The sequence below is a fragment of the Streptomyces sp. NPDC030245 genome, from assembly GCF_055572995.1.
In genome coordinates this window covers 221504-235068 of sequence record NZ_JBVICF010000003.1, presented here as the reverse complement: position 1 = coordinate 235068, position 13565 = coordinate 221504, and the positions used below count along the sequence as shown (strand labels likewise).

The 13565-nt window shown below is 72.8% G+C and carries 8 protein-coding genes and 1 pseudogene; 2 read left to right on the top strand and 7 right to left on the bottom strand.

The annotated features are described in order from the left end of the window. Nucleotides 1-3: 3 nt before the first annotated feature. Both ACZ4Z4_RS09595 and ACZ4Z4_RS09590 read right to left on the bottom strand, forming a co-directional pair. On the bottom strand, nucleotides 4-1521 hold the full coding sequence (locus ACZ4Z4_RS09595) for a vanadium-dependent haloperoxidase (protein WP_468324604.1): 1518 nt from the start codon (nucleotides 1519-1521) through the stop codon (nucleotides 4-6). Between the two features lie 69 nt (nucleotides 1522-1590). Continuing rightward, nucleotides 1591-2238, bottom strand: a complete 648-nt coding sequence (locus ACZ4Z4_RS09590) for an HD domain-containing protein (RefSeq protein ID WP_468324602.1) — start codon at nucleotides 2236-2238, stop codon at nucleotides 1591-1593. Nucleotides 2239-2540: 302 nt separating this feature from the next. On the opposite strand from ACZ4Z4_RS09590, the gene ACZ4Z4_RS09585 reads away from it, so the two are divergent. After that, nucleotides 2541-3506 carry a transaldolase family protein gene (locus ACZ4Z4_RS09585; RefSeq protein WP_468324599.1) on the top strand — a complete coding sequence of 322 codons (966 nt, stop codon included), beginning with the start codon at nucleotides 2541-2543 and terminating at the stop codon, nucleotides 3504-3506. Between the two features lie 59 nt (nucleotides 3507-3565). Here ACZ4Z4_RS09585 and pabB read toward each other — a convergent pair whose 3' ends face one another. Both pabB and ACZ4Z4_RS09575 read right to left on the bottom strand, forming a co-directional pair. After that, nucleotides 3566-5662: an aminodeoxychorismate synthase component I gene (gene pabB, locus ACZ4Z4_RS09580; protein ID WP_468324596.1), complete on the bottom strand. Its 2097-nt coding sequence runs from the start codon at nucleotides 5660-5662 to the stop codon at nucleotides 3566-3568. A gap of 18 nt (nucleotides 5663-5680) precedes the next feature. Then, the gene (locus ACZ4Z4_RS09575) at nucleotides 5681-6406 is read right to left on the bottom strand and encodes a 50S ribosomal protein L11 methyltransferase (RefSeq protein ID WP_468324594.1); all 726 of its coding nucleotides are present in this window, start codon (nucleotides 6404-6406) and stop codon (nucleotides 5681-5683) included. A 275-nt stretch (nucleotides 6407-6681) separates the two neighbouring features. Here ACZ4Z4_RS09575 and ACZ4Z4_RS09570 point away from each other — a divergent pair. Beyond that, nucleotides 6682-8442, top strand: a pseudogene (locus ACZ4Z4_RS09570) (helix-turn-helix domain-containing protein); the annotation flags it as partial. On the opposite strand, the gene ACZ4Z4_RS09565 reads toward ACZ4Z4_RS09570, so the two are convergent. From ACZ4Z4_RS09565 to ACZ4Z4_RS09555, 3 genes are all read right to left on the bottom strand, one after another. Then, a complete protein-coding gene (locus tag ACZ4Z4_RS09565) occupies nucleotides 8432-9703 on the bottom strand; it encodes an IS701 family transposase (RefSeq protein WP_468324591.1) in 1272 nt (423 codons plus the stop codon). The pseudogene ACZ4Z4_RS09570 and the gene ACZ4Z4_RS09565 sit on opposite strands and share 11 nt — an antisense overlap. A gap of 294 nt (nucleotides 9704-9997) precedes the next feature. Continuing rightward, the gene (locus ACZ4Z4_RS09560) at nucleotides 9998-11689 is read right to left on the bottom strand and encodes an AMP-binding protein (RefSeq protein WP_468324589.1); all 1692 of its coding nucleotides are present in this window, start codon (nucleotides 11687-11689) and stop codon (nucleotides 9998-10000) included. Then, on the bottom strand, nucleotides 11686-13563 hold the full coding sequence (locus tag ACZ4Z4_RS09555) for an FAD/NAD(P)-binding protein (RefSeq protein ID WP_468324586.1): 1878 nt from the start codon (nucleotides 13561-13563) through the stop codon (nucleotides 11686-11688). The genes ACZ4Z4_RS09560 and ACZ4Z4_RS09555 overlap by 4 nt, the downstream gene beginning before the upstream one ends. Nucleotides 13564-13565 lie beyond the last annotated feature (2 nt).

The window sequence follows — 13565 nt, the reverse complement described above, 5'->3', positions numbered from 1 at the left end:
GGATCAGGCGTCCGGGTGGGTGCCGTCGAAGTACTGCTGGGACTCCGTCCAGACGTCGCGGGCGAGTTCGCGGGCCTGGGTGTCGGCCTCGGTGTGGTCGAACTCCCAGTGCACGCCGCCCCACAGGCGCGACTCGCCCACCTGCTGGGCCGCTTCGGAGAACGTGTCCCACTTGAGGGCGAGGTCCTTCGACGGCATGCCGGTCTCGATGCCCGAGCTGCCCGCCTTGATGACGCCCGTCCCGCCGTACTCGTCGGAGCCGGTGAACCGCTGGAGGATCTCCGCCCCGGCGGCGGTGAAGCCGGTGTGACCGGAGCCGTAGGCCGCGAAGGCCGGCGTCTTCAGGTACGGCTGCCACTTGGCGCCGTCGATCACCTTGGTGCCCTGGCCGGGGCCCGCGTAGCCGCGGATCTTCTTTCCGTCCATCGCGTAGCGGATCATGGTGATCGGACGGCCGTAGTCGAAGTGGACCTTGGTCTTCCAGTCGACGACCGCCTCATCGCCCTCCGCGATGTTCAGGGCGAAGAACAGCTTCACGTCCTCGTCGAGGCCGTGGTGGTCGCGCTTGGACACGAAGGCCGCCCACTCCTGCGGGATGGACGAGGACGAGGTGTCCCGGTACTGCCAGTACTCGGCCAGGGCCTTCTGGCGCTCCGTCAGATTGGCGTTGATGCGCATCTGCTGGGCTATGGCGCGCTTCGAGGCGGGGCTGCCGTACTTCGGTGGCGCCGGCGGCAGGTAGCTGTTCACGTCGTTGATGACGAACGGCTTCGCCGCCGCGAAGTGCGGGGTGAGGAAGTTGTGCGTCATGCCGTTCATGGTCAGCGGCGCCCACCGGCTCGGGTCGACGATCTTGCTCTTGTCGAAGTCGTTCACGTCCTGCGCCGGGTTGACCGGCTTGTAGAAGCCCTCCGGCGACGTGTACGGCGGGGTGCCCAGCTGGTTGGAGCCGTCCTGGTGGCGGACCTCGAGCAGCGCGTCGGTCGCCTCGACCGCCACGGCGGCGGGCGTTCCCGCCGCCGCGGTGCCGGCCTCGGCCGCGTCGTAGCCGAGCGCCGCGAGCTTGGCGTCGAACGTCGCCCGCTGCTTGGGGAACAGGTCGCTCAGCGCGCGGTGCGCCGCGAAGCTGACCGCCTTGCGCTTGTTGGCCTCGGTGCGCTCCGCCGCGGGGCGGCGCAGGTCGCCGCCGAGCTGGGTGCCGACGGCCTTCTCGTCGTACGCGGCCCAGGCGTCGTACATCGCGTTGTGCACGACGGCGAGCGTCCGGCCGCCGACCGGCGGCGGAGTGGGGTGCATGGAGCCCTGGTTGTTCACCGCCATGGCTTCGCTGATCAGCTTGTTCCACTGCACGACGACGTTGTCGCCGTCGGCCCGCGCCTGGACGGCGAGCGGAGTCGCCGCGGCGTCGCCGGCCGCCGCGGACGCGGGACCGGTGACCGTGGTGGCGAGGCTCAGGGCGGTGAGCGAGCCGAAGACCGCCCAGCGCTTGAGGGAGTCGGTGTGGAGACGGATGGACTTCATGACGGTGTCACGGAGCCTTTCTCGGTGGGTGACGAGTGGTGACGAGTGGGGTGGGCGGCCGTCGGTGGGCTACTCGGGCCAGCGCGATTCCGTGATGACGTCGACGAAGTTCGGTCGCACGTATCCCTCGGTGTAGCGCGCGAGGACGTCGGCCTTGATGTTGCCGAAGGTGGTGTCGGGGCGGTGCGCGATGCCGTCGTTGAAGGCCTGGAGGATCCGGCGCTTGAAGTCGGGGCGGGGGTGCGCCGCGACGACGGCGGCCCGCTGCTCGTCATCGATGTCGTCGTAGCCGATGCCGAGGACGTCGAGCTCGACACCGGCCGTGACCAGGGCGATCTCCGGGGCCATGTGGGTGGGGATCTCGGGGGTGGTGTGCAGGGCGACGGCCTCCCAGACCACCCGGGCCGCGTCCTCGGTGACGCCGCGCGCCAGCAGGAACTCCTTGGCGTCCTCGGCGCCGTCGATCTCGAAGCGGCGGGTGGACGTGCGGTGCTTCTCGGTGAGGCCGAGGTCGTGGAACATGGCGCCGACGTAGAGCAGTTCGGCGTCGTAGGACAGACCGCGCCGGTTCCCCTGAAGCGCGCCGAAGAGGTACACGCGGCGGGAGTGATGGAAGATCAGTTCGTCGGCCGTGTCCCGGACCAGCTCGGTGGCCTCCTTGGCCAGGACGCTGTCGGGCACCTTGATGTCGGCGATGGTCGTGGGTGCGGTGGGCATGTGTGCTCCTGTGGGCAGGTTCATGGGCGGGTTCAGCCGAAGGGGAGACGCGGCGCGCCGTGGTGGGCGGCTTCGGAGCGCGGCCCGGGCAGGTGTCCGGCGCATGCTCTCGGCGACGGGCAAGACAGTAGGTACGCGACGGGTGACCGCACAGGTCGCGGGGCGTGACTTCGTCAACTGGGGTGTGAGCGGGCGGGGTTCGGCCCGGTCTTCTCCGTGAGTCGCGCCCGCTGTCCCGAAGACCTGACAGAGCCTGCGGGGGCCGCTGTTCCGGCGGCGCGGCCCTCTTTAGGATCCGCCGCATGATGAGCCAACGGGCCGTCGGCCTCGTGGAACAACTCGCCGCCGAAGGAGTCCAGTCGTGGCTGGCCGTGGAAGGCGCACCACCCCTCGCCGTCCCGGACCGCCTCCCGCGCACCCTCCGGTCCCCGGCCGGTGTGCTGCTCCCCGCTCACGTACCGCCCGACCCGCAGGCGGTGCGGCACCTGTGCGAGCGGGTGCGGACCACGGCGGCGTCCCCGCTCGGCGGGCCGTCGCCCGGCCTTGTGTCGGCCCCGGTCGATCCCGCGTACGCCGATGACGCTCCGTCCCTCGTACGGGCCGCCCGGTCGCTCCGGGCACGCGTGGAGCGGTCGAACCTGCTGGTCCAGATTCCGGCCACCGAGGCGGGTCTGGAGGCGATGAGCGAGTGCCTCGCCCTGGGCATCGGCGTCGACGCCACGCTGGTCTGCACGGTGGAGCAGGCCGACCGGGTCTTCGACGCGCTGCTCGACGGCATGGAGCGCGCCTTGGTCGCGGGCGCCGCTCCGCTGGCGACCCCCGTCTGCCTGACCTGTCCGGTCGGCCTCCTGGACGACGTCCGCGCACCGGTCGCCGACGTACCGACCGCCGACGCACCGGCCGCCGGCGTGGCGATGGCCCGCCTCCTCTACGCACTCCGCGAACGACGTCTGAGGAACACCTGGTGGCGGGTGCTGCGGGCCGGCAGTGTCGCTCCCCCGACACTTCTGTGGTCGGCACTCCGGCCGCACCACCTGCCCCGGCTGATCGGCTGGAACACCGGGGTGGCCCTCACCGCCCCGGAGCTCGAAGCGGCGGCATCGGGCGTGGAGTTGCGGGGCGACGTCATGCCGGGCCTGCGGGAGGGCGAGGAGGAACTGCTGCTGTGCGGCGCGGGTGGTGGCGGGCCCGGCCCCCGGACGGCCTCGGATCTGCTCGTGGCGGAGCTGACCCGGTGCCGGCACGCCTGGCACGCCGCCGCCCACTGACCGGCAAGGGCCCGGGGACACGGGGGACACGCGAGGGACGGGGGACGGGTCGGTCCTCCTCAGCCGTCCGTCCGCGCGGGGAGCCCCGCCCCCGTCAGGCTCCGCAGCGGTGCCGCCTTCACCATCGTCTCCTCGAACTCCTCGTCCGGGTCGGACAGCGTGACGATCGCTCCGCCGACTCCATAGGTGACCCGGTCGTCGGTGACCACCGCGGTCCGGATGACGACACTCAGGTCGGCGGCTCCCGACAGGGAGAAGTAGCCGAGCGCGCCGGAGTAGACACCGCGCGCCCCGCCTTCGAGCCGGTCGAGTATGCGCATCGTGCGCACCTTCGGGGCGCCGGTCATGGAGCCGGCCGGGAAGGCCGCCCGCACGCAGTCCGCGGCGGTGCGGCCCGGGGCCAGCCGCCCCTGCACGGTGCTCACCAGCTGGTGCACGGTGGCGTACGTCTCCACCTCGAACAGCCCGGTGACCCGTACGCTGCCGGGCCGCGCGCAGCGCCCCACGTCGTTGCGGACCAGGTCGACGATCATGAGGTTCTCGGCGCGGTCCTTCTCGCTGCCCAGCAGGTCGGCGACGTGCGCGGCGTCCTGGGCGGGGCCCTCCCCGCGCGGCCTCGTCCCCTTGATGGGCTTCGACTCGATCAGCCCGTCGGACGAGACCGTCAGGAAGCGCTCGGGCGAGGTGCTCAGCACCGAGAAGCCGTCGAACTGGAGCAGGGCGCCGAACGGCGCGGGGTGGGCGCGGCGCAGCAGCCGGTACCCCTCCCACGGGTCGAACCTCCCGTGCACCTCCGCGTGGTTGGTGAGGCACACCTCGTACGTCTCGCCCGCGGCCAGTTCCTCCTGGCACGCGTCGATCAGGCCGAGGTAGGCGGCGCGGTCGTGGCGGAGCCGGAGCTCGTGCGCGCCGGCGGGCGGCACGGGTGCGGCGAGCGGCGGGCCGGGCGCGCCGCGGAGCAGGTCCTCGGTGGCCGTCAGCCAGTCGGTGGCGGCATCCGCCCGGCCGGCCGGTCCGTCCTCGGCCAGGGCCAGCAGATGGGTGAGGCCCGTCAGGTGGTCGAGGACCAGGGCGCGGTCGGCGAAGACCATGACGGCGTCGGGCTGCGGGGAGCGGTGTACCGCCGTACCGCCGCACTGCGCCTTGAGTTCATAGCCGAGATATCCGACCCAGCCGAGCGCGAAGTCGGTCGGCAGGCGCGGGAGTTGCACGCTCGTGCCGCGCAGGTCCCGGTCGAGCCAGTCGAGGAAGGAGCCGCCGACCACCTCCGTGCCCGCGCGCGAGGTCACGGAGACCGTGCCGCTGGCGACGTCGGCGGTGGCCACGCGGGCCAGCGGCCCCGAGGCGTCACCCATGACGGAGAACCGGCCGCGGGCCGGGTCGAAGCGGCTGCTGTCGAGCCAGAAGGCGTGCGCGTTCGGGCGGAAGAGACGGTCGTACGTCTCCTCCGCGCCCCAGCGGGTCGGCAGCCGCCGGGTCAGCACCCGGAGCCTGCGCGGGGTCGGCGCGTCCGGCGCCGCGGGCGGTAGACCGGCGGCCACGCGCCGCCCGACCCACGCGGGAACGGGACGCCCCACCCCACACTCGCGCGACAACTCGGCGAAGTTGCGCATGAGTTGGACGCCGTACTCCGTACAGATGGACTCCGGGTGGAACTGCACTCCCCACATCGGCCTGGTCCGGTGGCGGAGGCCCATCAGCACGCCGTCCGGGGTCCATGCGGTGGCGGCCAGGTCGGCCGGCAGGTCGGTCACCGCCAAGGAGTGGTAGCGGACCGCATCGAGCGGTGAGGGCAGCCCTCGGAACAGGTCACGCCCGTCGTGCAGGACGGGGGAGAGCCGTCCGTGGTGCGGTTCCGGGGCCCGGCCGACCCGGGCGCCGTGGGCCAGTCCGATGCCCTGGTGGCCGAGGCAGATGCCGAGCAGCGGCAGTTCGGTCCGCTCGACGATCTCCCGGCAGATCCCGAAGTCACCCGGGCGGCGGGGGTTTCCGGGGCCCGGCGAGATGATCACGCTGTCGAACCCGGACAGCATGCCGGGGTGCCAGTGGGCGTCGTCGTTGCGGACCACGACGGGTTCGCTGCCGGTCGCCTCGGTGACGTGGTGGAAGAGGTTGTAGGTGAAGGAGTCGTAGTTGTCGACGAGCAGAGTGCGCACGAGTGTCTGTTCCAGGGGTCAGCGGCCGGCGGGGACGACTTCGAGGAGCAGGTGCTCGACGCGGTCGCTGCCGTACACGCCCTCGAGAACGTCGACGGTGGCGACCGTGCGCAGTTCCCGGCCGCACGCGTCGGCGATCCGGCGCAGCGCGTCGAGGTCCCCGCGGGTGCTGAAGTGGAGCAGGGCCCTGCCGTGCGGTGTCAGGCGTGCGGGCGCCTCGGCCAGGAAGCGGCGGTGGGCGCGGTAGCCGACGTCGACGTAGGCGCACTCGTGGACGGAGCGGTACTCGTAACCCTCGGGCGCGAGGACGTAGTTGGAGCTCCAGAAGACCGTGTCGAAGCGCTCGTCCGGGGAGAGTCCGTCGAACATGTCGCTGTGCACCGACCGCACGCGGTCCGCCACGCCGTGCCGGCGGGCGTTGAGGTCCGCGTTGCGCACCGCCCCGCGGTTGATGTCCAGGGCGACGACCCGCTCGGCGCCGGCCAGCGCCGCCTGGACGGCGATGACCCCGGTGCCGGTTCCCACGTCGAGGAAGGACCGCGTCGAGGCCGCCGGGGCGCCTCCGGCGAGGCCGAGGAAGTCCAGGCCGATGCCCGTCGAGGGAGAGTAGACGGGGGCGAACACCTCGTCCAGGAGGTCCCACTCGCGGTCGCAGAGACGGAAGGTACGGGGTCTGTCCTTCCTGGTCAGGGATGCGCGACTGCGTTCGAGGGAGCGTTCATAGTTCTGGACGTGCAGCGTCATCGAGCGCCTCCAAAAAGGGGATTCCGGTGACTCTGCGACAGAGGTCGACCACCGGTTGTGGGCCTCACCCTGCCGCCCCGAAAGTGCCGCGGGAAGGTGCCTCCGCGACAGGCCGAGCCGCCACCAGCGGTGACCCGGCCACCGAGTCCCCGCCCTGACCTGCGTTTTTCACTTCAACAATCTGTTGACCTCCAGTTGACCCTTCTTTATGGTTCTGCGGTTGTGGGCGACGGCACGGCACGGGCCGGGCCGGACGGCCACACGGGGGAGGAACCATGCAGCAGGGCAGCGCGACCGATGAAATCGTGGGGATACTCGACCAGTTGGCCGTGGGAGCGCCGCCCGAGCGGCTGAGGCAGGTGGAGCGGGCCAGGGACCTCGCGCTGCGCGTGCAGGGGCTCATGTCCCAGCAGCACAGCCGGCAGACCGGACTCGCGGCGCTCATCGACACCGCGCGCGAGCTGACCCGCCCCTATGACCTGAGCAGTCTGCTCACCGTCATCGCGCGCCGGGCCCGCTTCCTGCTCGGCCTCGACATGGCCTGGCTGTCGATCCACTCCCCCGCGGGCGGTGAGTCGGTGGTGCACGCGGCGGACGGCCACGTCAGCATGGTCAGCGTGGGGATGCGGGTGCCCACCGCGGGCGGGCTCGGCAATCTGGTGACCGAGCGGGCCGCCCCCGTGTGGACCGCCGACTACCTCAACGAGGAGGAGATCCCGCGCACCGACACCACGCACGGCGCGGTGCGGGCGGAGGGATTGCGTGCCGTGCTCGGGGTGCCGCTGCGCAGGGACGCCGCCATCCTGGGCGTGCTCTACGTCGGGCACCGGCAGGTGCGGTCGTTCACGCCGGACGAGATCACCCTCATGTCGTCGCTCGGCGACCTGGCGGCCGTCGCGATCGAGAAGGCGCAACGCCTCGGCCGGGCGCAGGACGAGGTGAGCGAGCTCCGGCTCGACGCTTCCCGCGCCGAGGACTCGTACGCCTCGGCGCAGCGGCTGAACCTCGTCTACGCCAGGCTCATCGACCTGGTGCTGCGCGGCGGCGATCTCCACACCCTGGTGGACGAGGCGGGCGAACTGCTCGGCGGCACGTTCCTGGTCCGCGACCCGGGCGGCACCGATCTGACGGCCACGCCGGTCCCGGGCCTCGACGAGGCCGAACTCCGCAAGGTCGCCATGGGGGCGCACCCCGGAGGGCGGCCGGTGATGACACCCGGCGGCACCTGGGTGTGCCCGATCCTGGCGGGCGAGGAACCGCTCGGCACGCTGATCCTCGCCACGGACCGGCCGCTCGACGAACAGCAGACCCACATCATCTCCCTGACGGCGCAGGTCGCCGCCGTCTCCCTGCTCCTTCACCAGAGCACGAGCCTCGCCGAACTCCAGGTGCGCAGCGAGGTGTTCCAGGACCTGATCCACGGCGAGCAGCTGTCCGCACGGCAGTTGGCCGACCGCGCCCGCAGACTCGCCGTCGACCTGAGCGTGCCGCATGTGCTCGTCGTGGCCCGTCCCGAGAAGGACCCGCAGGGCAGGGGGGCCTTCTGGGCGTCCTCGTACGCGCATCAGCGCTCCGGCCTGAAGAGCGTGGAGTCGGACGGGATCGTGCTGCTGCTGCCGGGTGCCGACGCCGGGGCCGCCGGGCGGACCGTGGCCGCGGAGTTCGCCGCGGCGCTCGGCCATCCGGTGACGGTGGGCAGCGCGGGGCCCGTCACGTCCGCGGAGGCGCTCTCGGAGGCCTTCCAGGAGGCGCAGCGCTGCCTGGACGCGCTGACCGCGCTCGGCTCGGCGGGCGGCGCCGCCTCCTCGCGCGAACTGGGTTTCCTGGGGCTTCTGTTGTCCGACGAGCCCAACGCGGGCGGGTTCATCGCGGACGCCATCGGCCCGATCCTCGAGTACGACGCCCAGCAGGGCACCGAGCTCACCCGGACCCTGGAGACCTACTTCTCCCTCGGGGGCAGCGCCACCCGCACGGCCGACGCCCTGCACGTCCACCCCAACACGGTGGCCCGCAGGCTGGAGCGGATCACCGAACTGCTCGGTGAGCGCTGGCAGGACTCGACGCAGCGTCTCGAGGTGCAGATCGCGCTCCGGCTGAACCGGATCCGGCACACGGTGCGCGCACGGGGCGGCGGCCTGACGGCACGACGCTGACCCGGCGTCCCAGGACGACCGAGGCGCGGGTCCGGGCCGGCGAGGGGGGCATCTCCGACAGCGCGGCGACGGCGTGCGCGACGGAGGCCAGCGTCATGTGGCGGTGCCAGCCGCTGAAGGACCGGCCTTCGAAGTCCCGCAGGCCGACCCGGGCGCCGACGTTGTCCGCGCCGTGCGCGGTCCAGCCGCTCAGCTTCGTCAGGCGCAGCAGTGCGGGGAGCGGGGTCCGGGTCAGGTCGGTGAGCCAGATGTGGGCCGGCGGCAGCAGCGGGTCTTCCCACTCGCCGACGAGCAGCAGCGGTTGCCGGCCTTCGGGTCCCGCGGGCGCCGCCCCCCGCACGGGGCGGGGCAGAGCCACCGGTACCGCCAGGGCCAGCGAGGTGCGGCGGCGCCCCGAGGCGTGGTCGGTCCACTCCACCGCGCGCCGCAGGCTCTTGACGGACTCCAGGACGTGGCGGGCGGTGAGCGGGCCCGACCCGAAGCCGGGCAGCGCCGGCGCGGCCACTTCGCAGGCGGTCAGCGAGCCGACCCTGGCGACCAGCGGCACGGAGAGCGCGTCGCACTCGGTGGCCAGGCGGCGCACGTCGGCGCCCGGTACGTCGAAGACCACGGGCCGGGCGGGCAGCCGCCAGCTCCGCAGGGGGTCCAGGGCGGTCGCGGTGGCGCACTCCTCGGGGGTGGCGCCGATGACGTCCGCGGGGATGCCCGCGCGGCGTCTGCGGGTCTGGTCACCGGTCCACCGGTCCGAGAGGAAGAGGCGCCAGTTCACCGGGGCGCTCAGCTCGTCCGACGCCGACCACAGGCCGTAGGCGTACTGGCCGCCGGAGGGATCGCCCGCCTGTCTGTCGCCCCGCGGGTCGACGCCCACCGACCACTCCCCCACCTTGGGGATGACGTGCGGCCGGACCACCCAGGCGCTCGGCGGCGCGCTCCGCTGGAGATAGTGGGCGAGTGCCTCCCTTGCGGGCCGCCAGTCCCACGTCGAGGCGCTGATGAAGTGGTGCATGCTCTGTTCCGCGGCGCCGCCGCCGAGCAGGGCGGCGATGTTGCGCATGGACTTGCGTCCCTGTGCGGCGAGCAGCCCGCCCACGTACTGCTCGCCCTTGCTGAGCTGGTCCCTGCGGTGCAGGGAGTGCGGCAGCACGTACTCCGTCAGTCGCGAGGCCGAAGAGGGCGCCCTCTCCCCATGACCTGCTGGCTGCCTCGTGAGTGCGGTGGAAACCACGAGATCCCCCTTCTGGCTCGGTGTACGGCATCGGGCTGAGCACCACAGTGGCCGCTGGAGGACGCGCGGACGATGTGGCACCGGCACCCCGTTGGGGCGGTCACCGGTGGGCGGCTCATCAGGGGGACCGCCACCGCGGGGCGGATCGGGTGCCGTACGGGGATCGGGGTGTGGGCCGCCCACCATGGTGGGCGGCCCGGGTGGCCGGCGGCCTCAGACGAGCTGGGCGCGGACCTCCGGTGCGCCGAGCGTCCCGGAGGCCCGCAGCGCGGCACGCCGCACCTTGCCCGACACCGTCATCGGCAGCCGTGCGGCGATCTCGACGACCGCGACGGCCGTCTCCGGCGGCAGTTCGGTGGCCGCGAAGTCGAGCAGCGCCCTGGCCGCGCCCTCCCGGTCGAGCCAGCCGGGGGTGAGGACCACGAAGGCCTTCGGCACCCACAGGCCCACGGGGTCCGGCACCGGGACCACGGCGACCTGCGCCACCGCGGGATGCCGCAGCAGCACGCGCTCCAGCTCCAGCGGGGAGATGCGGTGGTCGAACGACTTGAACATGTCGTCGTCCCGGCCCGCGTAGCGCAGCTCCCCGTCGACGCCGAGGGAGACCAGGTCTCCCGTGTGATACCGGCCGTCCGCGAAGGCCCGCGCGGTCTTCTCCTCGTCGTCGAGGTAGCCGGTCATCAGGCCCATGGGCCGGTTCGTCAGTTCGAGGCAGAGCTCGCCGGTGGCGCCGGGCGCGGTGGGCAGGCCGGAGGCGGGGTCGACGACCACCGCGTCGTAGCCCGGCAGGACGCCGCCCATCGTGCCGGGCGTGGTGCGGGCACCGGATATGTGGCCGAGCTGCGCGGTGGTCTCCGTCTGGCCGTAGCCGTCGCGCACCCGCACGCCCCAGGCCCCCGCGACCCGGTCGACGAGGGACGCCTCCAGCGGCTCCCCGGCGCAGGTGGCCTCCCGCAGCACCGGCGGCACCGCGCCGAGGCCTTCGGCGAGCAGGCCGCGCCAGACGGTGGGCGGGGCGCAGAAGCTGGTGACGGACCGGGTGCGCAGCGCGTCGAGGATGTCGGCGGCGGCGGGCCGCGGATCGGTGAGCGCGACCACGGTGGCCTCCGCGTTCCACGGCACGAAGAAGGAGCTCCAGGCGTGCTTGGCCCAGCCCGGCGCGGAGATGTTCAGGTGGGTGTCGCCGGGGCGCAGTCCGTTCCAGAACATGCCGGACAGGTGGCCCACCGGGTAGCTGCTGTGGGTGTGCGCCACCATCTTGGGCCGGGAGGTGGTGCCCGAGGTGAAGTAGAGGAACAGCGGGTCAGTGGCGCGGGTGAGGACCTCCGGCACGAACCGCTCGCCGGACGCGGTCCACGACTCCTCGTACGACGTCCAGCCGGGCACCGGCGCGCCCGTGGCGATGCGGGTCCAGTCGCCCGGCGCGCCGGCGAAGCGGCCGGTGAGCGAGGCGTCGGTGAGTACGTGCCGCACCTCGGCCCGCGACAGCCGGTCGGCGAGGTCGGCCGGGGTCGCGGTGGCGTAGGTGGGGACCACCACCGCCCCCAGCTTGATCGCCGCCAGCATGGTCTCCCACAGGGCGCGGCCGTTGTGCAGGGCGATCAGGATGTGGTCCCCGCGCCGCACGCCCAAGCCGCGGAGCCAGTGGGCGACTTGGTCGGAGCGGAGCGACAACTCGTCGTAGGAGATGAGCTCGTCGGCCGCCGTGCCGGCTCCGACGAGGTGCAGGGCCGTCTTCGTGTTGCCTTCGGCGATGACGTCGAACCAGTCGAAGGCCCAGTTGAAGTGGGTGAGGCTGGGCCAGGAGAAGGCGTCGCGGGCGCCGGTGAGGTCGCCGTGGTGGTCGAGCAGTATGTCGCGGGCGGCGCGGAAGGCCCGGCTCCCCTCGGGGCTGTGCACGCTCATGCGGCACGTCCCGCGACGAGGGTGGCCGGCGCGGTCCTGGCCGCGTCGCGCGCCGCGCGCAGCATGTCGCGGGCGATGGCGTCGGCGTCCTGCCGGAACAGGGTGTTCAGTCCCGGCTTGCCGCTGCCGACCTGGGTGAACCAGCGGGTGTGCTCGGTCGGGATACCGAGGGCGTACAGGCCGTAGCGGACCGTCCCGTCGGCGGAGACGACGTGGAAGGGCGCCATGGTCACGTTGAGGCCGCCGGTGGCGCGGGTGCGGCCGGAGACCGGTTCCTCGTGGATGAACTCGCTGACCAGGCCCCCGGCCCTCAGGGACCGGGCCAGCGGTGAGACGTCCCGGTGCAGGTTCGGGGTGGGGATACGGGCGTCGATGAGCGTCTCGGCGCCGCGGTCGGACCCGGCCACCTGGGGCGAGCCGATCCGGAAGCGGCCCGTGGCCTCGTCCGCCGTGAACCGCGTGGCGGGCCCGGCCACCTCCACCACGCCGCTCTCCACGAGGGCGAGCAGCTGCTCCACCCGTTCGACGGGCGGACCGGCCGAGAGCAGCGCGTTGACCGGCACGAAGTCCCGCTGGAACTCCTCCGCGTGGGAATCGGGGTGCAGTCCGCCGAAGTCCACGGCTTCCCTGACCACGTTGCGGATGTCGCGCAGCACGTCGAGCGCCGCCTTGAGCGGGCCCGTTACGTTGCCCAGGGCGGCCTGCGCCAGGTCCTCACGCATGACCTCCACGAGCCGGTCGCGGAACGCCGCGGGAGAGTCGAACCGGGCGTCCTTGAAGGGGCGGGCCAGCGCGTGCAGGTCGAGGGGCGGCAGCGGCTCTGTGGCTCCCGACGCCCGGTGTGCGGAGCGGTACACATGGTCGAGGTCCTTCAGGAGCAGGGGCAGTACGTCCTCGTTGAAGCGCAGCCTGTCGCTGCCGGTGGCCGAGTACCGGCGCTTCCGGGCCGCGGCGACGGCCTCCTTGGTGAGGAAGCGCGGCCGGAAGGTGTGATCGGGCTCCTTCTGGTTCCTGCCGCGGGCCGGGATCGGCAGCCCGCTGCGCGACCCGGTGACGATCCTGGGTTCGAGGCCGCTGGGCACGTACCGGAGCCGGCCGTCCCCCGCCTGCTCGAAGGTGCCGCCGCGGCCGACCGTGAGGGAGAGCATCACGTCGTAGAACGACAGGCCCATGCCCCGGATGCCGACGGTGCTGCCCGGGGCGATCTCGCGCACGGAGAGCGGCATGTCCGCCGCGGAGTCACCGCACAGGTACGTGGTGCCGGGGTGGCGTGCCGCGAAGTCGAGGAGTTCGGCCTCGTGCGGGTCCGGCGCGTTCCGCGGGTGTCCGGTGGCGAGGAGGACCTTGTCGGCCTCGATCAGGTAGGGCGAGCAGTCGAGTTCGAGGGCGTAGCCACCGCGTGCGGTGGTGACGACGGAGGTGACCGAGCCGCGTATCTCGCTCAGCTCGACGTTCGCCGGGAGGTGATCGACGATCGTGCGGTAGACAGAGCGCAGGTACTGGCCGTACCGGCGCCGCGAGGCGTAGTCGTCGGCGCCCAGCGGGGGTTCGCCGTGAGTGGCGGCGCGCCGCGCGATCCACTGCCCGAGGGAGGGTCCGGCACCGGGTCGGGGCGGGCCGCCGTCGGGGACGCCGGAGTACATCGTCACCTGGCCGACGACGGTGTTCATGGTGAACCACTCGTCCTGGTCGGTGCGCCAGACGCGTCCGGCGCCCGGCTCGGTGGCGTCGATGGCGTGGATACGGACGGTGTGGTCGGCGAGTTCGCCCTCCGCGAGCCGGACGGCGAGCCGCTCCAGGACGGAGATGCCGCGCGGGCCGGTGCCGATGACCGCGATGGTGAGGGTGGGGCGTCTGCTGCTTTCTGCGGGCACGT

Excerpts from the sequence above, each read along its gene's own strand:
- ACZ4Z4_RS09595 (WP_468324604.1), bottom strand. The coding sequence starts at position 1,521 with ATGAAGTCCATCCGTCTCCACACCGACTCCCTCAAGCGCTGGGCGGTC.
- ACZ4Z4_RS09590 (WP_468324602.1), bottom strand. The coding sequence starts at position 2,238 with ATGCCCACCGCACCCACGACCATCGCCGACATCAAGGTGCCCGACAGC.
- ACZ4Z4_RS09585 (WP_468324599.1), top strand. The coding sequence starts at position 2,541 with ATGATGAGCCAACGGGCCGTCGGCCTCGTGGAACAACTCGCCGCCGAA.
- ACZ4Z4_RS09575 (WP_468324594.1), bottom strand. The coding sequence starts at position 6,406 with ATGACGCTGCACGTCCAGAACTATGAACGCTCCCTCGAACGCAGTCGC.
- ACZ4Z4_RS09560 (WP_468324589.1), bottom strand. The coding sequence starts at position 11,689 with ATGAGCGTGCACAGCCCCGAGGGGAGCCGGGCCTTCCGCGCCGCCCGC.